Raw genomic sequence first — 12,754 nt, 5'->3', positions numbered from 1 at the left:
CCGATCGTCGAGACCACCGAGCACACTTACCACCACGGCCTGCTCGTCAGCTCGGTCACGACCCGCGACAGCGACTGGACCGACCAGGACCGCACCGAGCTGCTCGCGCTGCTCGAGTACGAGGACTCCCTGTGCCCGTGCGGATGCGGCCACCTGCGCACTGACACCACCAGCAACTGGGAGACCGGGCCTGAGTTCGAAGTCACCCGCACCACCTGCCGCGCCCGGGCCGCGCTGGCGGAGGAGCAACGCGCCGCGGCCGAGGCCGACGGCGGCAAGGCCGACAACGGCGCCCGTATCTGGGGAACCATCATCGTGCGGAAGGGGTGAACCGTGCCTCGCACCGTCTCCGTTCGGCTGCTCGCCGACGTAGGGAACTTCACCCGCAACGTCGGCGGCGCAGCGGTCAAGAGCGTCCGGGATCTGGGCGGTGAGCTGGACAAAGCCGCCAAAGGTGGGCAGCTTGACAGCGTCGCCAACGGGCTTGCCGGCGTCGGCGTCGGTTTGGTCGGGATGGCCGGCTACGCGGTCAAGGCCAGCATGGACTTCGAGAAGTCCATGTCCGCTGTTAAGGCAGCTACCCATGCCGGCACCGGCGAGATCAACCAGCTTCGCGAGGCTGCGCTGCAGGCCGGCAAGGACACCCAGTATTCGGCCACCGGTGCCGCAGACGCCATCACCGAGCTTTCCAAGGCGGGCGTCTCCACCGCCGACGTACTCAACGGCGGCCTCAACGGCGCCTTGAGCTTGGCTGCGGCAGGTCAGCTCGACGTAGCCGAGGCTGCCGAGACCGCGGCCAGCGCGATGACCCAGTTCAAGCTCAAGGGCAACGACATCCCGCACGTTGCTGATCTACTTGCGGCCGCCGCCGGCAAAGCCCAGGGCAGCGTCCACGACATGGGTCAGGCCCTCAACCAGGCGGGCCTGATCGCGGCCCAGACCGGGCTGACGATCGAGGAGACCACCGGCGGGCTCGCAGCTTTCGCGAGCGCGGGTCTGATGGGCTCCGACGCGGGCACCAGTTTCAAGCAGATGCTCTTGATGCTGCAGGCTCCGAGCGACAAGAGCAAAGACCTGATGGACGAGCTCGGCATCTCGCTGTACGACTCGTCTGGTCAGTTCATCGGCCTCACCAAGTTCGCCGGCCAGCTGCAGGCAGCACTGAAGGACCTCACCCCCGAAGCCCGGGCCGCAGCGATGGCGCAGATCTTCGGCGCGGACGCCACCCGTGCCGCGTCGATCATGTACGAGCAGGGCTCGGCGGGCATCCAGCAATGGATTGACAAGGTCAACGACGCCGGGTACGCGCAGGAAACCGCGGCCGCGCTGACCGACAACCTGGCCGGCGACATCGAACGACTCAAGGGCTCGATCGAGACCCTGGCCATTGAGGCCGGGACGGCGTCCAACGGTGGCCTGCGCGCGCTGGTCCAGGTGATTGAGGGCGTCGTCGACCGGTTTGGAGCGCTGCCCTCAGGCATCAGTTCCTCCTTGACGGCTATGGCCGGCATCGGAGGCGTGGCTGCGCTGGCTGCCGCCGGCTGGGTGAAGTCGCGCCGCGCTACGGCAGAGTTCCGGGCGGAGCTGGAGTCCATCGGTCCTGCCGGTGAGCGCGCTTCCCGCGGCCTGCAGACCACCACGAAGTGGGCCGGTCGGGCCGCTGCAGCATTCGTCGCCAGCCAGGTCGCTGCAGCCGGTGTCCAGGCTGCGTTCGGCAACAATCTGAATCCACAGATCGAGGCACTCAGCCAGAACCTTGAGCAGTGGGCGGTGTCCGGCACCAAGGGAGGCGAAGCAGCCCGGTTGCTCGGCAAGGACTTTGAGCACCTTGGCTACGACCTGGGCACTCTGGATTCCGGATTCTGGGCCGGCCTCGGCAACGGCATCGGCGGCGTCGCCGAGTCTCTTTCCGGCATGGGCAGCGTGATGGACGAGAGCCTGCAGCACGCCAAGGAGCGACTGCAGGGTATCGACCAGGCGCTGACTCAGATGGTTCAGGCCGGCAACAGTGCGGCCGCCGCCGATGTGTTCCGCAAGCTTGCGGAGGAGGCGAAGAAGTCCGGCGTCAATGTCGACGAGCTCAAGAAGGGGCTGCCGTCGTACGCTGCCGCACTGCAAACTGCCGGCACCGCTAGTCAGGGGGCTGCCGCTGCTGCAGGAAAACTTGGCGGTGCGGTGGACGATGCTGCCGCCAAGCAGGAGGAGTACAAGAGCGCCACCGAGGCTGCCACCGCGGCCACCCAGGGCCAGCGTGACGCCCTCATGCAGCTCAGCGAGTTCATGAAGTCGGAGACCCAGCCTGTGTTCGGGCTGATCAACGCTCAGGACGATTTGGCCGAGGCGCAGACCAAAGCAGCTAAGGCCGTCAAGGAGCATGGTCGCAACAGCAAGGAGGCCAAGGCCGCCACGCGCGAGCTGGCGCTCGCGGCGATCGCCCTGCAGGGCTCGGTCGGAGCGCTCGGCGAGTCCTTCAACGGCAAGATGACCCCGGCGCTGAAGAGCACGCTGCGCACCGCGGGTCTGTCCGAGAAGCAGATCAAAGACCTCGAGAAGCAGTTCAAAAACGCCAAGACGGCGGCCGACGCTTACGACGGCAAATACGAGGCCAAGTCTGCCGCCCCTGGCGCGAAGCAGTCGAAGACGGACCTCGACGCGGCCAGCGCGTCCGCCCGGCAGTTCGACGGCAAGTACAACGCCTATACGCTGACGCCCAAGGCCCGCGCGGCCAAGCTCGCCGTCGACGAAGCGTGGGATGCGCTGAAGGGCTTCGACGGCAACTGGGTCGCCAACCTGAAGCTGAGCGGCTACGACGGCGTCAAGGCCCGGCTCCTCGATGTCATGTCGGCGCAGTACAAGCTGGCGCACCCGAACGCCAGCGCCAACGACATCGCCGAGGACCGCCGTGAGAAGGGCCGCTTCATGGCCACCGGCGGTCCGGTCGTCGGCCCTGGATCGGGCACGTCGGACTCGATCGCTGCGTGGCTGTCCAACGGCGAGCACGTGTGGACGGCCGACGAGGTTGCCAAGCTCGGCGGCCAGCAGGCCATGATGCAGCTGCGTACCGCGGTGAAGTCCGGCAAGCGGGTCGAGGTCGGTGACGAGACGCCCGGATTCGCCCGTGGTGGTGCGGTCACCATGCCATTCACCACCAGCGTGGCCAACACGTACGTGATGCCCCGCCAGCAAGCGCTGGCGCTGGTCTCACCGCCGGTGCCGTCGGGCGGCGCCACCGACGACTGGATCGTGCGAACCGTCCGGGCCCGCTTCCCGGGGATGGACTACATCTCCAAGTTCCGCCCGGGCGCGACCACGCTGTCCGGCAACACCAGCTACCACGCCCGGCATCGGGCGGTCGACTGGCCCGCGTCGCACGCGCTCGCGAAGTACTGGCACGACACGTTCATGAGCAAGACCAAGGAACTCATCACTCCCTGGAATGACCTGAACATCCACAACGGCCGCCCGCACACCTACCGCGGCGCGGTGTGGAACCAGCACAACTTCGCCGGCGGCAACGCCCACGACCACATCGCCATGGCCGGCGGCGGCGTCATCAAAGAGCCCGTCTACGGCTTCGGCGCCCACTCCGGCTCGTCGTACAGCTTCGGCGAGCGCGGCGCGGAGACCGTCACCCCCGGCGTGCACGGTCCTGGGGGCAGCACGACCATCAACCTGAACGTCGCCCTGGCTGCCGGCGCCAATCCGCGTGAAGCCGGCCGGCAGATCGCTGAGCAACTGAAGACCTACCTCACCGCCGGCGGCAGCATCAACGTGCGCGGTAACACCGTGCTGAGCGCGCCGTGACCCTGCCGTACGTCCGCGTCGAGGTCGGTCTTGCCGGTCCCGACGTCGGCGACGTGTTCGTCATCGGCGACCCGCTGCGTGGCCGTGTCGGCGTCGACCCGATCGGCGGCCCGGTCTGGACGGACATCTCGAAGTACGTGCGGTCGTGGTCGGTGAAGGTCGGCGCGAGCCAGGCCAACGAACCCACCCGTCGTTACGGCCCGTCCACCGCGTCGGTCGTCCTCAACGACGGCGATCGCCGATTCGACCCGGACAACCTGGCTGGGCCGTACGTCAGCGCTGGTGTCACCCAGATCGAACCGATGCGCCGGGTGCGGATCGTCGCCGAGTTCAATGGCGTGGCCTACCCGTTGTTCAGCGGGTTCGCCGACGACTGGGTGCCCGACTACCAGCACAACGTGTGGACGTACACCACCCTCACGGCCACTGACGGCACCAAGCTGTGGGCCAGCGAAAAGCGCGACGGCACGGTGGGTGGCTTCGCCGGGGAACTGACCGGCGCCCGCATCACCCGCGTCCTGAACTCGATCTCCTGGCCGGTCGCCGATCGGGTCATCGATCCGGGCACCACCACGGTGCAGGCCACGTTGCTCGAGGGGCAGGCGCTCGCCGAACTCCAGCTGACCCAGGACACCGAACTCGGTGATCTGTTCATCGACGCTCTCGGCCGGGCCGTTTTCCAGGATCGCCAGTCAGTGCTCACCCGCCCGGGCTCGACGAGCTCGCAGGCGACATTCGGCGACGGAGGCTTCCTCGACACAGGCGAGATCCCGTATCTCGACGTAAGGCTGACCAGCCTTGACGACGCAGTCGCCAACCGAGTCTCGATCACCCGGACGGGCGGAACGATGCAGGTCGTGGCGGACAGCGCCTCGCAAGCCAAATACCTGACCAAGTCATACGACCGCGGCGACCTGATCATGCAGTCGGACCTTGAAGCGCTGAACTACGCCCAAGCCCTGCTCTATCGCTTCAAAACCCCCGTCCGCCGCGTGGACCGCCTCGAGTTCCAGCGGCCCGCGTTGCACGTCGAGAACACGTTCTGGCCGGCCATGTTCGGTCGTGAGTTCGGCGACCGGGTCACGGTGGTCCGGCGCCCAGCTGGCGGAGGCGACCCGATCGAGCGGGACGCCCTGGTGCGCGGCTTTGAGCACTCGTCCGACGGCACGGCCTGGACCAGTGCCCTGGTGCTGCAGGCCGCAGACCAGTTCACCTACTTCACCATCGGCGACCCGGTCAAGGGTCGCATCGGCGCATTCCCGATCGCGTTCTGAGGAGGGCCTGAGTGGCCAAGCCCGTCTTTGCTACCAACGACGTTCCGAGCGCGGCCCAGTTCAACGAGTGGCTGGTCGGCGTCAACTTCGCCCGCATGACGAGCAACCAGGGTGTCCTGAACTCGACGACGTTGGTGACGGCCACCGACCTCTCGGTCCCGTGCGCAGCGAACGCGATCTACCGGGTCGAGGCGCTGATTACTTACTCTGCCCCGACCGCCGCCGACATGAAGGTACTGTTCCGCACCCCGACCAGCGCCACGTTCCAGGGCGCCGGCACCGTGCTCGTGGTCGGCGCCGTGTCGCAGTCGGAGATCCAGACCCTGCCGTACGGCGGCAACGCTTCTGAGGTCTGGGGCGGTCTCGGCGGAGGCACGACCTGGGGGTTCGTTCAAGGCATCCTCATCACCGCGGGCACGGCGGGCAACTTCTCGGTGGAGTTTGCCCAGAACACGGCCAACGCCGGCGGCAGCACCACGATCCAGACCAACAGTTACATCAACCTGGATCGGAAGTCCTGATGGCGACGCTGGCTGAGTGCTGGACCGCGTCGCAGGCGGCCGGCTTCCAGCAGCGGGTGCTGATGGCCGTGCTGCAGACGGCTCGGCAGTACACGTCGGAGACGTCGGAGATCATCGTCATCGACCGCAAGCGCCGGACCCTGGCCGTCGCGGTCATGGCCAACCCGACGCCATACACGGTGCCGTTCGCCTACCTGCTTGCCTCGGCCCAAGTGCTCGTGGGCGACCCGGACGAAACCATCCAGCAGATGGTCTACGCCGTGTGGGACAACGTCGCCGGCATCCTCGGCGAGGAATACGGAGACCTGTGATGGCTGGTTGGATTCTCGTCCCTTGCCTCGACCGGCTGCGCGACGATTTCGACGAGGTCGCCCCGAAGCGCGATCGGTCCTCCGACGGCGCGGTGGGCGACACCGCCCACCAGTCGAGCCAGTCGGACCACAACCCGGACGAGACCGGCAACGTGCCGATCCGGGACGCGGACCGCACCAACGAGGTCCACGCGATCGACGTCGACGTCGACCTGCGCCGGCCGGGCCTGACCATGGAGATGATCGTCCAGCACCTGGTCGCCCGCTGCCGCGCCGGACTCGAGGACCGGCTGCGCTACATCATCTACAACCGGCGCATCTGGGCCGCCTCGTCGAAGTGGACGACCAAGCCGTACACCGGCGCCAACGCCCACGACCACCACGCGCACTTCTCGGCCAGCTACGCCTCGGCCGCCGAGGCCGACACCAGTTCGTGGCGCCTCGACGATGCGCTGCCGCCCACCGAACGCACGGGAGACGACGACATGACCAAGGTCGAACTGATCGCGTTCCTCAAGAGCGAGGAAGGCCAGCGCCTGGTCGGCAAGGCCGTCTGGGGTCACGACGTCGGCACCATGTCCGGCGGCAAGACCGTCGAGCGCGCCCACAAGATCCTGGTCACCACGAACACCCGGGCCGGCTACCTGGCCAACGACTTCGCCGGCGCCGTCATCGCCGCCCTGGCCGGCCTCGAGCACGACACCTTCACCCCGACCGAGCTCGACGCGCTAGCCGCCAAGGTCGGCCAGGCCATCCCCGCGGACATGGCCGAGAAGGTGGCCGACGTCCTGCGTGACCGCCTCGCCGCGTGACCGGGCCGTGCCTCTGACTCTCACCGCCCGGATCGGCCGGCGGGGCGCTGCCCTGCTGTTCTTCGCGCTGCTCGACTTCGTGTACGCCTACGCTTTGCTGACCGCGCCGCGGCCGCTGACGGCGTTCTACGCCTGGATGGACGCGATCATGCCGCTGCCGGTGTGGGCGGTGTGCTGGGCGGTTGTGGGCGCCGTGTGCCTCGGATTCGCGTTCGCCCGCCGCGACACCACGGCGTTCATGGCGGCGGTGTCGATCAAGGTGGGATGGGGCCTGCCGGCGCTGTTCGGCTGGATCGGCGGCTCGGTGCCGCTGGGCTATGTCAGCGCGGTCATCTGGCTGGGCTTCGCCGCGTTCGTCTATCTGATCGCGGGAGGTATACCGCCACCGCTGCCCTCGGAAAGGCGGTGGCTGTGGAGCCGATCCTAGGTCCGCTTCTGGCCCTGATCGGCGCCATCCTCGCCGCCTACCTGACCTACCGGGTGTCCAACCGCAAGCTGCGCGCGGACTCCGGCCAGCAGATGATCGACCAGCACCAGGAGGACATCAAGGAGTTGCGCGCGGGCCGGGCCGAGGACCGGACGCGGATCGCTCAGCTCGAGCGGACGCAGCGGATCCAGGGTGACTACATCGGCCAGCTGCGCCGGCACATCGCCGACGGCAACCCGCCGCCTCCTCCGCCGTACCCCGAGGGCTTGATCACGTGATCTGGTCAGACCGACTTGGCCAGACGGAGCACCGTGTTGCGCATGGTGGCCGGGATCTTGTCGAGCTGTCCCGTCTCGATCAGGTAGCAGGCGCCCTTGGGGGTCAGCTCCGGGATCTCGTTGGTGTCCAGCTTGATCAGGCCGTACGACTCAGCTCGGTCGAGGCTCGCGAGGTCGGTCAGTTCGTACTGGCCGGCGGCCTTGCGGACGACCCGGCTCATGCCATCGGTGACGTAGTCCCAGCCCATGACGGCTCCTTTCGTTGAGTGATCTCGGGGTGTCTCAGGCGACCCGGACCGGGCGGGTCCGGCGGTGGCGGGCCTTGGCGGTGCGGCGCTTCTCGATCGTCAGCTCCAGCCGGCACCCGGGCATCTGGCCCCGGTGCATCCGGTGCTCGCGGTACTCGGCGGCGGTCATCCGGACGTGGCCCCGCTCGGCTTTGGCCGGGAAGTACAGCTTCGGGGCGGCGAACTGGGCGACGGTGTAGCCGGTCTCGCGGGCCGTGGCCAGCTCGTTCGCGTGCTCGGCCTTGGCGTTCCGTGTCATCGTCATGCATTAAGTGTACCCCCAGAAAAGCCAGTAGGGCAAGCCGTCCGTCACACTTTCTGGGTACCCATTTATCCTCGACTTCCGATGCTGGTGGGGGTACATTAAATGTATGGTGGAAGAGACTGAACCCAAGCGCAGCCGCGGCCGACCGGCTACCGGCATCACCCCCAAACGCAACTTCCGGATCAGCGACGAGCTGATGGCCGAGGTCGAGCGCCTCGCCGCCGCGCTGGCCAAGCATGAGGGCAAGACCGCCAACGTCACCGCCTACGTGCGCGAGGCCCTGGAGGAGAAGAACGCCCGGGTCGAGCGGCTGGTCGCGAAGCAGGTACGAGGATGAGCCGCCTGAGAGAGGTCCCTGGCTGGTGGTGGGCGTGGCTCGCCGCAGGGGCAGCCTTCTGGGCAGTCGTGATCTTTGTGGCGGTGCACTTCATCTCGAAGTGGTGGTGACCCGGGCCTCCGCCGCGGCGATCCTGGCCACGTCCTCGATCGTCAGTACGCAGCTTCCCTCAGAGCCATCCTCGTGGAAAAGCCCCAGGCCGCGATCGGTGACCGCGAGCATCCCGGCGCGGGCTTGGGCGTCCAGCGCCTCATGCAGCCGCGCGGCGATCCGCCGCTGAAGGTCATCCACGCCTCGACCGTACGACGCCGCCCCGCCCTGGGGATGGCCTGTGGATAACTCCCTGAACGCTCCGGGCGCCGGCCTACGCCGTGATGTGCGCCCCCGCTGCCACGGCGAGCAGGTATTCGAGAAGAGAGCCTGCAACCACCGGCACCCGGAGCCCTACCCCGCTTCGAGCATCCAGTCGCTCCCGCGGCGCACCCACGGCAGCCCGTCGAGCGGCCGGCCGTTGGCGTCGAACGCCGCGGGCTGGGCCCGCCACTGGCCGGTGCGCATCCACGAGTAGGCCAGCCGCAGCGCGAGCTCGCGCGCCTGGTCGTCGTCGCCGAACACACAGCCACCCTGCTGCCGGTCGTCGACGTCGGCCTCGTAGCCGGTGCGCTCGGCGAACCACCTGCCGTCGGCGAGCCGGCCGAACACGACCGAGGTGGTCCAGAACGTCTGCGCGCCGCCCTGCCGCCATCGGCGCTGCCGGTCGGTCCCCTGCACCTGGGCCAGGTCCATCCGCTCCACCCCGCCACCGTACCGAACATACGTTCTAAGGAGCAGTCATGCGCATCTTCGGTCGCGAGCCGGCACTCGTCATCTCCGCCATCGGCACGCTCGTCACCCTGCTCGTCGCGCTCAACCTGCCCGGCCTCGACGCCGGGGCGGGCGCCGCCATCACCGCGCTCGTCACCGCCGGGATCGTCGCCGTCACCACCCGGCCCGTCGCGCCCGCCCTCTACACCGGCGTCATCACCGCGGGCGCCGCTCTGGCCGCCGAGTACGGCTTCGGCGCCTCCGACCAGATCGTGGCCGCGCTGAGCGCGCTGCTGCTCGCCGGCTTCGCGCTGTTCGGCATCCGGCCCCAGGTGACACCCAAGACCGATCCCCAGCCCGACGCGGTCGTGGTGGCCTGATGCCTGCGCTCTGGTGGCACAACGGTCGCTGTTCCGACTCGAAGGAGTGCGGTCTGCGTGTCGGGCATCCGAGACGTGACCGAACGAAGATCAAGGCCGGTCGCAAAGCAGCGAAGCGCCGATAGCACGCAGCCCGTAACCCCAGGCGGTAGATCCAAAGCCCTCAGCGACCCGTACAGAGCGACACCGCAGGTCACAGCACACAGAAGCGCCCCCACCTTCCTCGTTATGAGGTCGGTGGGGGCGCTTCTTGTCGTGTCGATCTCTTAGGTGTGGACGCGCTTACGGAAGAACACCCACACCCGGCGGCCGATTCGCCACCGCCGGCCCGAACCGCCGCACGATCGCGGCCAGCAGCGCCAGCCGGCGCACTCGCGAAATGTCTTGCCGGTCTTGCCGTGGTGGCGGCCGCTGCCCCCGCAGCACCAGCAGTACGCGAGTGGCCGCCACCAACACGCCAGCGCGTAGATCCCCGCCGACATGAGCCCGGCGCCGATCGCGATCAAGACCAGTTCCGTCGTCATCTCACCTCCCTCCGAGGGGTCGAAATCGGGGTCGCGGGTCGCGGTGTGACCCGGGCCGGGTCGCGGCTGCGCGACCTTGGCCGCGACCTGTCTGGCCTGCGGAAACGTTCAGGGTCGCGGGGTCGCGGGCACCCTCGCCGAACTGCCCGCGACCGCCTGAAACGGGGCTGGCAGACAGGCAGCGCGCGCAACCGCTACCCACCGATCTGCCGCCGCTCGACCGCCGCTTGAACCTCGGTCAGGCGGCAGCCTTTGAGCGCGATACCGTCCGCCTTGACGTCCACGCTCGGCACGCCCTTGTCCCGCAGCAGCGCGCTGACCGCCTCCGGGGTGATGTCCGCGTACACGTCCGGCTTCTCGGCGGCGAGCAGCTCGGCCAGCTTCTTCCACTGCACGCCCGGACGGCCGAGGTGCGAGAACACCTTGACCGTGTCAGCCAGGACGTCGGCATCTGGCCGTTCATCGAACTCAACCTCGGGCATGTCCCCGCGCAGTTCGAGTGCCCGCTGCACGATCAGCTCGGCGGTCGGGTTGTCGATGTAGCTGGCCCGCACCGGTTGATCCCGGCCGGCCAGATACCCCCATCCCGCCCATGGGTTTTCCTGGTCGGGGGGTGGGACGAACGTGGTGGGCCGGGCGCCACGGTTGTAGGCCCCAGTGCCCAGAACCAGGTCGGTCTCGGTGTGCGAGGGCACGGCCAGGCACAGGCGGTTGGAGACGTTCGAGGTGATGCCCTTGGGCAGGCTCTCCTTGTCGATGCGCTGGGTCGACAGAATGATGTGGATCCCGAGTGCGCGGGCCCGCTTGATGATGCTGGTCAGCAGGCGCTTGGCTTCCTTGCCCAGGTCCGGGTCGGTGATCAGTTCCTGGATCTCGTCGAAGATCGCAACCAGCGGCGGCAGGCTGGGGTCGGCCTCGGAGATGGCCCGGTTGAGCTTGTTCTGGGTGTTCAGTCCCTTGATCACCCATTTGCGGATGGCAGGACCGCGCCGGTCGCACTCGCGGTCGAGCCATCGCAGCAGCGTCATCGTGTCCCGCTTGGCCTTCTCGTCCGCGCCGGAGGCGTACATCCTCGGCTGCGACGGCCACCCGGCCAGGCACAGCGGCTCGAGCGCGTCGAAGTCGCCGGAGCCCTTGAGCTCGGAGACGACGAACCGGACCAGCGGGTCGAGCGCCGCGGCCAGGGCGACGTTGCGTGCGGCCAGAGTCTTGCCGGAGCCGACCATGCCGGCGAAGGTGCTGTTGCGTTCAGCCAGCCGCCACGTGATGTCGCGCATGCGGATGTCGTCGCCCCAGGGCATCGGTCCCCAGTAGTCGGTCGGGTCGCAGGTCAGCAGGGGTGTGACCTTCTGCTTCATACGGTCCACCGGCCGGTCGGCCACCCAGATGCCGAGCACGCCGGGGTGGGCACCCTTGACCGGCTCGGGCCACACCTGGGCGATCGGCAGCTGGAAGCCCGCGGACAGGTACTCGCGCCGGTCGATGACGTCACCAGCGATGATGCCGGTGGGCAGGGACACCTCGGCCGTGTAGCCGGGCCCGTCGCGGTAGATCTCCCGGTTGAACTTGATCGCGCTACCGTCCTTGATGCCGGCCCCGGACGCCACCAGCGCGGCCCTGGTCAGCTCCGCGGTGAGCCGGACGAACCGGGCCGCGTTGAACACCCGGGTGAGGATCGGCTTCTCGTCCGGACGGCCCGCCCAGGCCAGGCCAGTCAGTGCACTCATGATGATCAGCACCTTCACGTATTGGGGGGTAAAGAACCAGGTCAGCAGGCCGGCCACGATGAGCAGCACCGCGAGGACGGCGAACACCCACCAGCGGCCCGACGACGACTTCATCCGCCGCGAGTCCAGCGCCAGCCACGTCTCAGCGTCCAGCCGGTTGGCGGCGTCCTGGCGCAGGTGGTGGTTGCCCTCCTCGGCCGACGCCCATCGCATCGCCCGCCACAGGGTCTTGCCCGCACCGATCGGCGCGTAGAAGGACACCTTGGCCAGGTAGAGCGGGATCCGCGTGGTGTGCAGCAGAGCCCCGTACGACACGGCCACCGCCGCCCAGCGGGCCAGCGATCGGCGGCCCTCCTTGCTGCGGATCGACGCGGGGATGATCGGGCGGCGCTCGTCGGCGCGGCCCATCAGGTCGCTGAAGGTGGCCTGGCGGACCGGCGGGTCGACGGGTGCGCCCTTGACGGTGGCCTCGATGACGAGCGACTCGGCGTCATACGGCCGGGTCTCGAAGCGCTCCGGCTCGTCAGGCTGCTGGTCCGCCCGGGAGAGAGTGTCTGTCACCGTTTCAACCCCCTTTCTTTCGTTGCGCCAACCGATACCGTCGCCTATGTGCACGGATGCGCTGACGGCATGAGCGTTTCCCGGTCTTCGTAATTCGTGTGTTCGTTACGTTGAACTCGTGACCGCGGATGCAGTGAGTTTTGTTTGCGTTGATTGCAGCGAGCCCGGTTCCACGAAGGGTGTTAGTTCGCTGGGTAACTGGCTCGAGGTGGCTGGGAGCGACACACCAGGTGTGCCCGCAGAGGTGATCCAACGTGAGCCCATCAGGGATTTCGGAGACCCACACCTGGTAGACGAATCGATGAGCCAAGATCTGCCGATACGCGATGCAGAAGCGGCCGTACCCACAATTATTAAAATGTTTAATCCACCGCATGCATCCGTTCTCGTCAGGCAAACTGATGCTCTTGTGAAGACGGATCTTGTCTTTATGGTTCAGCCA

General features: G+C 67.9%; 16 protein-coding genes. 9 read left to right on the top strand and 7 right to left on the bottom strand.

Annotation, left to right across the window (positions count from 1 at the left end; translation table 11 throughout):
- Positions 1–333 precede the first annotated feature (333 nt).
- The 7 genes from ACZ3I4_RS17425 to ACZ3I4_RS17395 are packed head-to-tail and all read left to right on the top strand — an operon-like array spanning position 334 to position 7,427.
- Positions 334–3,804 (top strand): phage tail tape measure protein, encoded by a 3,471-nt coding sequence (locus ACZ3I4_RS17425; protein ID WP_465382929.1) that lies wholly within the window; start codon positions 334–336, stop codon positions 3,802–3,804.
- Positions 3,801–5,078: a hypothetical protein gene (locus tag ACZ3I4_RS17420; RefSeq protein WP_465382928.1), complete on the top strand. Its 1,278-nt coding sequence runs from the start codon at positions 3,801–3,803 to the stop codon at positions 5,076–5,078. Before ACZ3I4_RS17425 ends, ACZ3I4_RS17420 begins: the two co-directional genes overlap by 4 nt.
- Before the next feature lie 11 nt (positions 5,079–5,089).
- Entirely contained in the window at positions 5,090–5,599 is a 510-nt protein-coding gene (locus ACZ3I4_RS17415) for a hypothetical protein (RefSeq protein ID WP_465382927.1), read from the top strand.
- Complete coding sequence (locus tag ACZ3I4_RS17410; protein WP_465382926.1) at positions 5,599–5,910, top strand: hypothetical protein; 312 nt, start codon at positions 5,599–5,601, stop codon at positions 5,908–5,910. Before ACZ3I4_RS17415 ends, ACZ3I4_RS17410 begins: the two co-directional genes overlap by 1 nt.
- Entirely contained in the window at positions 5,910–6,722 is an 813-nt protein-coding gene (locus ACZ3I4_RS17405; protein ID WP_465382925.1) for a hypothetical protein, read from the top strand. Before ACZ3I4_RS17410 ends, ACZ3I4_RS17405 begins: the two co-directional genes overlap by 1 nt.
- Positions 6,703–7,149, top strand: coding sequence for a hypothetical protein (locus ACZ3I4_RS17400; RefSeq protein WP_465382924.1), 447 nt, complete (start codon positions 6,703–6,705; stop codon positions 7,147–7,149). The genes ACZ3I4_RS17405 and ACZ3I4_RS17400 overlap by 20 nt, the downstream gene beginning before the upstream one ends.
- Complete coding sequence (locus tag ACZ3I4_RS17395) at positions 7,134–7,427, top strand: hypothetical protein (RefSeq protein ID WP_465382923.1); 294 nt, start codon at positions 7,134–7,136, stop codon at positions 7,425–7,427. Before ACZ3I4_RS17400 ends, ACZ3I4_RS17395 begins: the two co-directional genes overlap by 16 nt.
- A 5-nt stretch (positions 7,428–7,432) precedes the next feature.
- Here ACZ3I4_RS17395 and ACZ3I4_RS17390 read toward each other — a convergent pair whose 3' ends face one another.
- Together ACZ3I4_RS17390 and ACZ3I4_RS17385 are read right to left on the bottom strand one after the other, a co-directional pair.
- Complete coding sequence (locus tag ACZ3I4_RS17390) at positions 7,433–7,675, bottom strand: hypothetical protein (protein ID WP_465382922.1); 243 nt, start codon at positions 7,673–7,675, stop codon at positions 7,433–7,435.
- A 34-nt stretch (positions 7,676–7,709) separates the two neighbouring features.
- Positions 7,710–7,979, bottom strand: a complete 270-nt coding sequence (locus tag ACZ3I4_RS17385) for a hypothetical protein (RefSeq protein WP_465382921.1) — start codon at positions 7,977–7,979, stop codon at positions 7,710–7,712.
- 106 nt (positions 7,980–8,085) lie between these two features.
- Between ACZ3I4_RS17385 and ACZ3I4_RS17380 the strand changes: the two genes are divergently transcribed.
- Positions 8,086–8,316 (top strand): hypothetical protein, encoded by a 231-nt coding sequence (locus tag ACZ3I4_RS17380; protein WP_465382920.1) that lies wholly within the window; start codon positions 8,086–8,088, stop codon positions 8,314–8,316.
- Positions 8,317–8,406: 90 nt separating this feature from the next.
- On the opposite strand, the gene ACZ3I4_RS17375 is transcribed toward ACZ3I4_RS17380, so the two are convergent.
- Positions 8,407–8,607 (bottom strand): hypothetical protein, encoded by a 201-nt coding sequence (locus tag ACZ3I4_RS17375; protein WP_465382919.1) that lies wholly within the window; start codon positions 8,605–8,607, stop codon positions 8,407–8,409.
- A 153-nt stretch (positions 8,608–8,760) separates the two neighbouring features.
- Positions 8,761–9,111, bottom strand: a complete 351-nt coding sequence (locus tag ACZ3I4_RS17370) for a hypothetical protein (protein WP_465382918.1) — start codon at positions 9,109–9,111, stop codon at positions 8,761–8,763.
- Between the two features lie 38 nt (positions 9,112–9,149).
- On the opposite strand from ACZ3I4_RS17370, the gene ACZ3I4_RS17365 reads away from it, so the two are divergent.
- Positions 9,150–9,500, top strand: a complete 351-nt coding sequence (locus tag ACZ3I4_RS17365; RefSeq protein ID WP_465382917.1) for a hypothetical protein — start codon at positions 9,150–9,152, stop codon at positions 9,498–9,500.
- Between the two features lie 266 nt (positions 9,501–9,766).
- Here ACZ3I4_RS17365 and ACZ3I4_RS17360 read toward each other — a convergent pair whose 3' ends face one another.
- From ACZ3I4_RS17360 to ACZ3I4_RS17350, 3 genes are all read right to left on the bottom strand, one after another.
- On the bottom strand, positions 9,767–10,024 hold the full coding sequence (locus ACZ3I4_RS17360; protein WP_465382916.1) for a hypothetical protein: 258 nt from the start codon (positions 10,022–10,024) through the stop codon (positions 9,767–9,769).
- Between the two features lie 194 nt (positions 10,025–10,218).
- A complete protein-coding gene (locus tag ACZ3I4_RS17355) occupies positions 10,219–12,312 on the bottom strand; it encodes an FtsK/SpoIIIE domain-containing protein (protein ID WP_465382915.1) in 2,094 nt (697 codons plus the stop codon).
- Between the two features lie 4 nt (positions 12,313–12,316).
- Positions 12,317–12,688 (bottom strand): HNH endonuclease, encoded by a 372-nt coding sequence (locus tag ACZ3I4_RS17350; RefSeq protein ID WP_465383022.1) that lies wholly within the window; start codon positions 12,686–12,688, stop codon positions 12,317–12,319.
- Positions 12,689–12,754 lie beyond the last annotated feature (66 nt).

The sequence above is a fragment of the Actinoplanes sp. NPDC021490 genome (genome assembly GCF_055562135.1).
Note: the sequence above shows the minus strand (reverse complement) of the source record. Positions and strands in the feature narration are given on the sequence as shown.

Bases quoted from the DNA above. Each gene is read 5' to 3' on its own strand.
- ACZ3I4_RS17410 (WP_465382926.1), top strand. From the start codon at position 5,599: ATGGCGACGCTGGCTGAGTGCTGGACCGCGTCGCAGGCGGCCGGCTTC.
- ACZ3I4_RS17405 (WP_465382925.1), top strand. From the start codon at position 5,910: ATGGCTGGTTGGATTCTCGTCCCTTGCCTCGACCGGCTGCGCGACGAT.
- ACZ3I4_RS17390 (WP_465382922.1), bottom strand. From the start codon at position 7,675: ATGGGCTGGGACTACGTCACCGATGGCATGAGCCGGGTCGTCCGCAAG.
- ACZ3I4_RS17385 (WP_465382921.1), bottom strand. From the start codon at position 7,979: ATGACGATGACACGGAACGCCAAGGCCGAGCACGCGAACGAGCTGGCC.
- ACZ3I4_RS17380 (WP_465382920.1), top strand. From the start codon at position 8,086: ATGGTGGAAGAGACTGAACCCAAGCGCAGCCGCGGCCGACCGGCTACC.
- ACZ3I4_RS17365 (WP_465382917.1), top strand. From the start codon at position 9,150: ATGCGCATCTTCGGTCGCGAGCCGGCACTCGTCATCTCCGCCATCGGC.
- ACZ3I4_RS17360 (WP_465382916.1), bottom strand. From the start codon at position 10,024: ATGACGACGGAACTGGTCTTGATCGCGATCGGCGCCGGGCTCATGTCG.
- ACZ3I4_RS17350 (WP_465383022.1), bottom strand. From the start codon at position 12,688: ATGCGGTGGATTAAACATTTTAATAATTGTGGGTACGGCCGCTTCTGC.